The sequence below is a fragment of the Micromonospora sp. NPDC048999 genome, from assembly GCF_040649295.1.
Taxonomy (GTDB): domain Bacteria; phylum Actinomycetota; class Actinomycetes; order Mycobacteriales; family Micromonosporaceae; genus Micromonospora.
In genome coordinates this window covers 90,938-99,719 of the sequence record NZ_JBEZFI010000022.1, presented here as the reverse complement: position 1 = coordinate 99,719, position 8,782 = coordinate 90,938, and the positions used below count along the sequence as shown (strand labels likewise).

Annotated in this window: 8 protein-coding genes, 1 pseudogene and 1 CRISPR repeat array (1 of these 10 only partly in view); of the genes and pseudogenes, 4 read left to right on the top strand and 5 right to left on the bottom strand. The window is 69.0% G+C overall.

Going from position 1 to position 8,782, the window contains the following annotated elements:
- Together AB0C02_RS21690 and AB0C02_RS21685 are read left to right on the top strand one after the other, a co-directional pair.
- The coding region (locus tag AB0C02_RS21690; RefSeq protein WP_357550495.1) for a S8 family serine peptidase at nucleotides 1–2,385 on the top strand (2,385 nt) is incomplete at its 5' end.
- 309 nt (nucleotides 2,386–2,694) lie between these two features.
- The gene (locus AB0C02_RS21685; RefSeq protein ID WP_357550494.1) at nucleotides 2,695–3,123 is read left to right on the top strand and encodes a hypothetical protein; all 429 of its coding nucleotides are present in this window, start codon (nucleotides 2,695–2,697) and stop codon (nucleotides 3,121–3,123) included.
- 35 nt (nucleotides 3,124–3,158) lie between these two features.
- Here the strand turns inward: AB0C02_RS21685 and AB0C02_RS21680 are convergent, their stop codons facing one another.
- The gene (locus AB0C02_RS21680; protein ID WP_357550499.1) at nucleotides 3,159–3,335 is read right to left on the bottom strand and encodes a hypothetical protein; all 177 of its coding nucleotides are present in this window, start codon (nucleotides 3,333–3,335) and stop codon (nucleotides 3,159–3,161) included.
- A gap of 196 nt (nucleotides 3,336–3,531) precedes the next feature.
- On the opposite strand from AB0C02_RS21680, the gene AB0C02_RS21675 reads away from it, so the two are divergent.
- A complete protein-coding gene (locus tag AB0C02_RS21675; protein WP_357550498.1) occupies nucleotides 3,532–4,188 on the top strand; it encodes an HAD family hydrolase in 657 nt (218 codons plus the stop codon).
- Nucleotides 4,189–4,404: 216 nt separating this feature from the next.
- On the opposite strand, the gene AB0C02_RS21670 is transcribed toward AB0C02_RS21675, so the two are convergent.
- From AB0C02_RS21670 to AB0C02_RS21660, 3 genes are all read right to left on the bottom strand, one after another.
- Nucleotides 4,405–4,578 carry a hypothetical protein gene (locus AB0C02_RS21670; protein ID WP_357550493.1) on the bottom strand — a complete coding sequence of 58 codons (174 nt, stop codon included), beginning with the start codon at nucleotides 4,576–4,578 and terminating at the stop codon, nucleotides 4,405–4,407.
- Nucleotides 4,579–4,789: 211 nt separating this feature from the next.
- Nucleotides 4,790–5,128: a hypothetical protein gene (locus tag AB0C02_RS21665; protein ID WP_357550497.1), complete on the bottom strand. Its 339-nt coding sequence runs from the start codon at nucleotides 5,126–5,128 to the stop codon at nucleotides 4,790–4,792.
- Between the two features lie 67 nt (nucleotides 5,129–5,195).
- Nucleotides 5,196–5,390 carry a hypothetical protein gene (locus AB0C02_RS21660; RefSeq protein WP_357550492.1) on the bottom strand — a complete coding sequence of 65 codons (195 nt, stop codon included), beginning with the start codon at nucleotides 5,388–5,390 and terminating at the stop codon, nucleotides 5,196–5,198.
- 270 nt (nucleotides 5,391–5,660) lie between these two features.
- Between AB0C02_RS21660 and AB0C02_RS21655 the strand changes: the two genes are divergently transcribed.
- Nucleotides 5,661–6,410 carry a GntR family transcriptional regulator gene (locus tag AB0C02_RS21655; RefSeq protein ID WP_357550491.1) on the top strand — a complete coding sequence of 250 codons (750 nt, stop codon included), beginning with the start codon at nucleotides 5,661–5,663 and terminating at the stop codon, nucleotides 6,408–6,410.
- A 275-nt stretch (nucleotides 6,411–6,685) separates the two neighbouring features.
- Here the strand turns inward: AB0C02_RS21655 and AB0C02_RS21650 are convergent.
- Nucleotides 6,686–7,884 (bottom strand): annotated as a pseudogene (locus tag AB0C02_RS21650) (helix-turn-helix transcriptional regulator).
- 181 nt (nucleotides 7,885–8,065) lie between these two features.
- Nucleotides 8,066–8,782: direct repeats of the CRISPR family, unit length 37 nt; unit sequence GCCGCAATGGAGACCGACCCCCTCGGGTCGGTGAAGG; it runs 667 nt beyond the window's last position.

Here is an 8,782-nt window from a genome sequence, read left to right as displayed (position 1 = left end):
ATCGTGGCCGGCATGCAGTGGGCCGCGGAGTCCGGGGCGAGTGTGGTCAACCTGAGCCTCGGCGGGCCGAACGGCCCTGAGGTCGACCCGCTGGAACAGGCCGTCAACGACCTGACCGCGCAGCACGGCACGCTGTTCGTCATCGCGGCGGGCAACGACGGTGAGGACGAGACCGTCGGCTCACCGGCGACCGCTGAGGCGGCGCTGGCGGTGGCGGCGTTCACCAAGTCCGACGAGCTCGCCGACTTCTCCAGCCGGGGCCCCAGCGCCGACGGGTGGGCGGTGAAGCCCGAGATCGCCGCGCCTGGCGTGGACATCGTGGCGGCGCGCGGCAAGGACGGTTTCCTCGGCGAGCCGGGTCAGCTGTACATGCCGTTGAGCGGCACCTCGATGGCGACCCCGCACGTGGCGGGCTCGGCCGCGCTGTTGAGTCAGGCGCACCCGGGGTGGAGCGCGGCGCAGCTCAAGGCGTCGCTGATGGCCTCGGCCAAGCCGTCGACCGGTATCGGGGTGTTCGCGCAGGGCGCGGGCCGGGTGGACGTGGCCCGAGCGATCACCCAACAGGTCACGACCTCGCCGACGTCGGTGACGTTCGGGTTGCAGGAATGGCCGCACGACAACGACGAGGTGCGCAGCAGCACCGTCACCTACCACAACAGTGGCAGCGCTGCGGTGACTCTGCGTCTCGGGCTGACCACCGGCGCGCCGGCCGGGATCTTCTCGCTCGACGCTGACACGGTGACCGTTCCGGCGGGTGGGCAGGCGTCGGTGACGTTGAGTGCCGACACCCGTCAGGGTGGTGACGTGACCGGCGGCCTCGGCGGCCAGGTCACGGCGACGGCGGCGGGCGTTTCGGTGCAGACGCCCTTCGGCGTGGTACGCGAAGAGCTGAAGTATCCGGTGAAGGTCACCGCGACCGAACGCGACGGCGACCCGGCCGAGGACGCGATGACGGTGCTGCTGCGCAAGGACCTGAGCTGGAGTGACGTGGTCTTCGGCGCGAGCAACGACCTGCGCCTGCCGCCGGGCGAATACTTCGCATTCAGCTGGGTCGACGAGGAGCACGGGGGTCGCCTCAGCACCTCGCAGCTGATATATCCGAAGCTGACCGTCAGCGGGCCGACGACGGTGTCGATGGACGCCCGCGGGGCGAAGGGCTTCGACGTCACCGTGCCCGACCCGACCGCGGTACCGGTGCTGGCGTCGTTCGACGCGACCTTCGCCGAGGGCGCGGATTTCGGCTTCAATGTTGGGGTCGGGAGCGACGACTTCGCCTCGATCTTCAGCAAGCTGATCGGGCCCAAGCCGGCGAAGGGCCTCAGCTCGCAGCTCAGCGGCACGCTCGCCAAGTTGAACGAGCAGGGCAACACGGCAGGCTTACCGTACGTCTACAACGTCGGTTGGCACAGCAAGAACGGCCTGCTCGGCGGGCTGGTCAAGCACCTGAAGCCAAAGGAGTTCGCCACGGTCCAGGCCTCGCACGGAGCGGTGGCGCCGGGCACCACTGGCCTGAAGATGTCCTTCTTTGCCCCACCGGTCGGCAGCGGCGGCATGGGGGTCGGCTGGGACACTCCGCTCCCCTTCACCCGCACCGAGTACTACGCGGGCGACGCGCCCTGGCAGAACGAGTTGATGGTGAAGCTGCCGGTAGAGGGCGACGACTGGCCGGAGACGGTCTCCGACCACGCCGCCCTGGCCGCCTACCAGGCCGGACGCACCTACCAGGAGCAGTGGAACAAGGGTGTGTTCGGGCCGACCATGACGCCGTACTTCCCCGACCATGTGCCGGCGTTGCGTGAGGGCGACGCCATGTACATCTTTCCCGGCCTGCTCGGCGACGGTCAGGGACGGGCCGGCTTCGGTGATATCACCTCCGGGCACGGGGCGCTCTACCGCAACGGCAAGCTGATCGCCGAGTCCGATCAGGATCCGAGCGTGTATGCCGAGGACGTGGCCCCGGGCGCGGCGACGTTCCGCTTCGACGGCAGCCTGGAACGCGACGCGCGCCTGACCACCAAGCTGTCCGTGAGCTGGACGTTCCGCTCGGCGCACGCCAAGAAGCCCCAGGCGCTGCCGCTGACCGCGGTCAGCTTCGCGCCGCCGCTCGACGACCACAACGTCGGCAAGGCCGGCAGCACGGCCGTCTACCCGGTGACGATCACCCAGACCGAAGGCTCGGGGAAGGTGAACAAGCTGACCGTGCAGGTGTCGTACGACGACGGGAAAACCTGGAAGAACGTGCCGGTGCTGCACTACGGCGGGTCGTGGCAGGTGCAGGTGACCCACCCGAAGACGGCCGGCTTCGTATCGCTCAAGGCCTCGGGCACGGACACGAAGGGCAACACCTTCGACCAGACCATCATTCGGGCGTACGAGCTGCGCTGATCACCTCATAAAGGGCCCCGGCGACCGCTTGGTCGTCGGGGCCTTTGCGCCTGCAAAGGCGCCCCTCACCCGGGTTCGCGTCCAAAATCCCGCAGTCGTCCCGGCGAAGTCGAACCCGTAGGACCAGTCATACACATCCATGAACTGAGGCATCCGCCCCGACCGCACCCGCCCGTCGAGCGCCGCCAGCGCGGTCGCGCCCGCCGGCGGCAGACAGTCGAGCATCGGCGCCACCGGCCGAGTCTCCTCAGGAACGCGGCGCCGAACGCGCCGACAGGCTGCCGTGGCGAAGGCGTACGATCGGCGCTCGTGGCTGAGTACGCACTCTACGCATGGGGCAATTACCTCCGCGAGGCCGAACTCGACCGTCTTCCCGAGTGGCTCGAACCCGCCGTGCTCAGTGGCGAGCGGGTGTTCGTACACCCGCACGTCTCGATGTCCGATGAGGGGCCGCTGCGCGTCGACGTGAGCCGCTCGCTGTTCGCCGTCGAGGGCGAGTTCGTGTCCGGGCGCGATCTCGCACCAGCGGTGACCGGCGACTGGCGGGTCAGCTACCTACGGTTGGTGACCGACGAGTCGGCCGACGACGCCGAGCGGATGATCGAGGACCTTGAGGAGCAGGGGTGGGACCTCGACCGCGACGATGATCCGGACTGGAATCCGCTACCGATCGGCGAGATCGTGACCGGGTGGGAGGACCCGCACGGGCAGTGGGACCTTGCGCTGATCAGGCTGTGAGGCAGGACCCGTGAAGTGGCTATAGCAGGCCGACATCACACGAGCCGCTGGATGCGTACCTTGGGGCGCTCGTTTCTCAGGTGGCCCGGCTTGTGCTGGCGGACCTGCTCGTCCCAGACCTCCTGGTCGTAGTCCGGGCCGGGCGGGAAACGCCGTCGCAGCGTAGCGGCGGACGCCCACGTCAAATCCTCACCGGCGCGGACGAACTGCACCGCCTATATAGAGCGCCAGGGAAACCGGAGCACCCTCAAACTCCGCCCGCAACTCCCGCCGCCACGTCGCGCACGGCAATGACGCACCCGCTACTGGTGGTCACGTCGGCTCTTCGACTGCAGGATGATCATGAGCGGGGTCCACACGATCCCGTCCATGATCCACTGGCGGCGCGACCGTGACGGAGGAACGCAAGTGATCGACGCGGTCTTTTTCGATGTCGGCGGGACGATTCTCGACGAGTCCCGCGAGTTCGAAACCTGGGCGGACTGGCTCGGCGTTCCACGGCATACGTTTTCGGCGGTCTTCGGTGCGGCGATCGCCCGGGGTCTGGACTGGCAGGAACCGTTCCGGGTCTTCCGGCCCGGTTTCGATCTCGCGGCCGAGCTCGAACGCCGAGCAGCCGCTGGCAAGCCGGAGTCGTTCGGCGAAGAGGATCTCTACCCCGACGCGCGACCGTGCCTGACCTCCTTGAAGGATCAGGGCATGTTCGTGGGCTTGGCCGGCAACCAGCCAGCTCATGCGGAGACGATCCTCCGCGCTCTCGACCTCTCCGTGGACGTGATCGGCACATCGGCCAGTTGGGGCGTGGAGAAGCCGTCACCGGCCTTCTTCGAGCGGCTCGTTCGCGAAGGCGGTGGCGATGCGTCTTCGATCCTGTACGTCGGCGATCGGCCCGACAACGACGTACGCCCGGCCATGGAGGCCGGTATGAAGACCTGCCTGATCCGGCGCGGTCCGTGGGGTCACATCCTCGACATGCCAGCCGTGTCCGAGCAGTGCCTGTTCCGCATCGACTCGCTGGACGAACTCCCGAGCCTGGTAGCGAAGCACAACGCGGCAAACGGCTAACAAGCCGTTAGCGCCACATGCCCAGGCCACGCAGTCTTCGCGCCGATTCAGCCCACCGGCGATCCATCAGAGCATCATGCCGAATCTATCGATCGCCGGGCGACCTCCCTCGTCGGCGAGCATCCGACCATTGTGTTCCATCCGGCGTTTCGGTCGCGACCTGGCCCGCGCACGTCACGGTTCCTGCTGAGGCATCTCCCCGCTGCGCCCCTGGCGTCAGACGAGACGCTGGATGCGCACCTTGGAGCGCTCGTTCCTCAGGTGGCCCTGCTTGTGCTGGCGGACCTGCTCATCCCAGACCTCCTGGTCGTAGTCCGGGCCGGGCGGGATCCACCGATGCGAGCCGTCGCTGTAGTGGAATTTCTCGTCACCCGGCCGCAGAATGCTCACCGCATCCAACCGAGAAAACGCCGATGCAGCGTACCGGCGGGCGCCCAGGCCAAATCCTCAGCGGCGCGCACGAACTGCGCCCCCATGTAGACCGCCAGCGAGACCGGGGCACCCTCAAACTCCGCCCGCAACTCCCGCCGCCGAGTCACGCACGGCCACGGCGCCCCACAGCCACCACAACTCCAGACCGGCAAAACCGGTCCGTGGGTGGTCACCGCACACCGCCCAGAAACCGGGCAGTGATCGTCCGGGCGTGCCGGCTGGTCGCCCACTCCACCTGCCAACACGGGTACGGCACCAACCGTGACCACCACGCCCGGCAGCCGGCACACATCCCGTCGAGGCCTCGTACGTGCACGGCAAGGATCGCCTGCCCCTGCTCGTCGTTCACTCGGCTGCCCCCTGTGGCCAGTGACCCCGGTTGATTGGAATCCGGTGACGGGCACGGCACGGCAGATCGGCACCGCACCGGCAAATACGCCGCCACCTCCGCCAGGACCAAACCGGCCGATGCCCTCGGGCGAGGGTCAGGGCGGTCGCGAGCAGATATTCCTCGTACGAGACGCGCTGCTGCCGGCCCGGAGTCGACATGCCGGAGGAGCCCGCCCTCGCTCGACTCACCGGTGGCCCCTCGGCCCGTCGCCGGTGCGCTCGTCCGGCGTCATCGGCACGTTCGACTGCGTCGGCTCGCCCCGCCACTGTGCTTCCCGCAACCGCTGCGCCTGGTCAAGCAGCCGCCGCCGCGCCTCCGACTGCTCGCGTTCCTGGATTACCTGCCCGATGCTCTGCTCGGCAGACTCGGGCCGACGCATGAGCCTGCGGACCATGTCACAGATGGACATTGCCACGGAGCCTCTCTCGCCTCGGCGGGCGCAAGCCTGTGCTCTTGCGGACGAGCACGTACCTGCGGCCGGTGGGGCGCCCCGTTACCGCGAGGCGTGGTTGCTGACCGGAGCCGAGCAGTAACGGGCCGCCAACCAAACCTAGTGCACTAGCTTTCATCGAGGCAAGGGAGCCACGCAAACTTGGCGCACCAGGTTGGGTGTGGTCGACTGGATGGGCTGACCGGAGGTACTACCTGCATGCCGACGAACCCGCCTGCCTACCTGAAGATCGCCGCCGACCTACGCGCCGCGGTCACGTCCGGCGACCTCGCCGTCGGGGCGAAGCTCCCATCCGAGACCGGCCTGATGCGGCAGTACGGCGTGAGCCGGACCGTGGCCAAATGGGCAATCTCCGTACTCAAGGGCGAGGGCATCGTGGAGGGTCGCGCCGGGTCCGGCGTCTACGTCCGCGACACCCGCCGCCTGGTCCGCCACGCCCAAGGCCGCGACAGACGCGCCGGCGACGGCCTGACCTCGCCGTTCGCCCACGACGCGGCTCGCGCTGGGCAACAGGGCACCTGGGAGCACGACAGCCACCACGACCAGGCGGACGATCGGATCGCCGCCCGGCTCGGCATCGCCCCAGCCGCGCCGGTGATGCGCACGGCGTACCGCTTCTTTGCTGACGACGAGCCGACCCAACTCTCCACCTCGTACGAGCCGCTGGTCATCACGCAGGGCACGCCTGTGGAGTGGCCGGAGGCCGGTGCCGCTGTGGGCGTGGTCGCCCGCATGGACGCGATTGGCGTCCGGGTGACTGAGGTCGTGGAGCGCGTGAGCCTGCGGGCAGCGACGGCCGACGAGGTCGAAGCGCTCCACCTGCCCGCACGGGCGTCCGTACACACCATCGAGCGGACCTACTTCGCGGGTGACGTGCCGGTCGAGGCGGCGGACATCGTGCTGCCGGGCGGCCGGTACGACCTCGTCTACCGAATCCCAATCGACTAACGAACCAAAGGTCGCCGGCTGCTCGCTCGCCTGGCGCCGATGCCCGATGTCCGGGTGGCGGCGGCTCCGGCCGCCGGAACAGCCACCGCACCAACTCGCACAGCTCGGGCCTGCTTGCCACTGGTTCCGCCTCCCTCATCGTGTGGGAGGCGACGGCGAGGTCTCGTCCGGCCCCTATCGGTTGTCGGGCCGGAAAAACACCCGCCGCCGCCAGTGACCAGGACGCTACGAGCGGCCACGGGTGGCGGTGGGGACAGTGTGTACCCGAGGAAGCGCTACCCCATCACCCCGATCGCGAGAGCCAACTCCCGCGCGTCCTCCCGACCGTGCCCGGCCGGATCGACAGCTCTAGCGCGACTGTGCGGGCGTACGGCTGGTGTCGAACCGTGTCCACGCTCTCTCGCAGTGCCCGGCCGAGCAGATGCACCGCCGCGACCTCGCCTCGATCCAGCATGTGCGCCCGAGCGGCCTCGATCAGCGCGGCCGCCCGACGGGTGTGCGACGGCAGCGCGCGGTAGTCGGCAGTGTCGGCCCGCCGGACCGCCTCACCAGGTCGGCACAGGTCCGTCTCGATGGTCACCGCGTACGCCGCGCAGGCGGCCGGGCCGAACATCAGCCAGGGGTGGGCGTACCCGCTGCCGAGCCGGCTCGCGGCCTCGTCGGCGGCGTCCCATGCGCGCCATGCCTGCCCGGCCCGCCCAGCCTTGCTGTGCCCGAGCGCGATCCCGAGTTGCGCCTGCCCCCACCGCGCCGTTTGCTCAGCACCAGCGGCCGGATCAACCAGGCCAGCCGCGTCGACAAGCACCTGCTCGGCGGCGTCGACCTGGTTTGAGCCCCGGTATACATGGGCGTAGTACCAGGCGGCCACGGCAATCGCAGCGGGGTCATCGGCGTCCTGAGCGGCCAGCATCGCCCGGTCGGCGGCGAGCCACACCAGCTCCGGATACGGCTGGTGCGCCAGGTACAACTGCGCGAGGTGGTAGACGCGCGCCAACTCGACCAATGCCTGCCGACGAGCCAGTCCGTCCAGCCGCCGGGCGCTGCGCTGCACGTCCATCAGCAGCCCAGGAAGCATCGCGGCAACCGCCGTACGCTCGACGGTCGACCGGTGCCACAGCGCCCACGCCTGATCGACCAGGCTCCGCAGGACGTCAACCGGCGTCGGATCGCCGACCGGAACCGAGGCGCGCTGCATAGCAGCGGCGACATTGTCGACATCCGGGTGGCCAGCGCGGGTTACCGATGCCACCGGCAGAGACTGGTCGCCGGTCAGGTCCGCCAGGTCAGAGATGTCGAGCACCTCGGCCAGGCGAAGCAGCATCGGTAGGCGGGGTGGGAGTAGCCGACCATTCTCTACGGCCTTGACCCATTCGGCGCTGCGGCCTACCAGCCCACCGAGGACTGGACGCGTCTTACCCGAACGTTCGCGACAAGCCCGAAGGCGCGCACCGAAGGTCGTGGGTGCAGTCATCATCGTCTCCCAGGTAGCGGTCTGGGCGGCGGGCCGCCGGCCGCTACTCCGACGGGCCGCCGCAGTCGACGGTACTCGCACCGCGCCCTCCAGAGGCTCTCTATGGCAGCGTGTCAAATCCGAGCGCGATCAACTCTGGTCGCTACCTCGGCCGCCAACCGGCTTCAAACATCGCCATGCCAACCCCGTTACGGAGACCGGCCGCTTCGGGTCGGTGAAGGTGCCCCGGAGGGCGCGGCCACATGTGCTCACGGTGTCGTCGCGATGGAGACCGACCATCTCGGGCCGGTAAAGGCGAAGCCCCAGGCTGGTGCTCCCGAAGCCGCAGCCGTTGCCGCAATGGAGACCGACCCCCTCGGGTCGGTGAAGGCGGGGTGAGGACCGCATCCGTCAGACCGGTGCCCAAGTGCCGCAATGGAGACCGACGCCCTCAGGTCGGTGAAGGGCCCTCGTCTACCGGTCCAGGGCGAGCGCGCACTTGGCGTCGCCGCAATGGAGACCGACCCCCTCGGGTCGGTGAAGGGGACATCTCCGTGATCACGGAGGAGTACACCCCGGAGCCGCAATGGAGACCGACCCCCTCGGGTCGGTGAAGGTGCGGTCTGAGCCATTGTTGGGCCGCCTCTCCGCTCATGCCGCAATGGAGACCGACCCCCTCGGGTCGGTGAAAGACCACGTAGCGCATGGCGCTCAGACCTTCAGCCCGCGGAGCCGCAATGGAGACCGACCCCCTCGGGTCGGTGAAGGGTTGAGATGGACAGCATGACGGCGGAGGCGCTGCGGCCGCAATGGAGACCGACCCCCTCGGGACGGTGAAGGGGCGACGGCCGTTGGATAAGGCGTGCCGAAACCCGAAAGGCCGCAATGGAGACCGACCCCCTCGGGTCGGTGAAGGGTTGTG

Bases quoted from the DNA above. Each gene is read 5' to 3' on its own strand.
- AB0C02_RS21655 (WP_357550491.1), top strand. From the start codon at position 5,661: ATGCCGACGAACCCGCCTGCCTACCTGAAGATCGCCGCCGACCTACGC.
- AB0C02_RS21660 (WP_357550492.1), bottom strand. From the start codon at position 5,390: ATGCGTCGGCCCGAGTCTGCCGAGCAGAGCATCGGGCAGGTAATCCAG.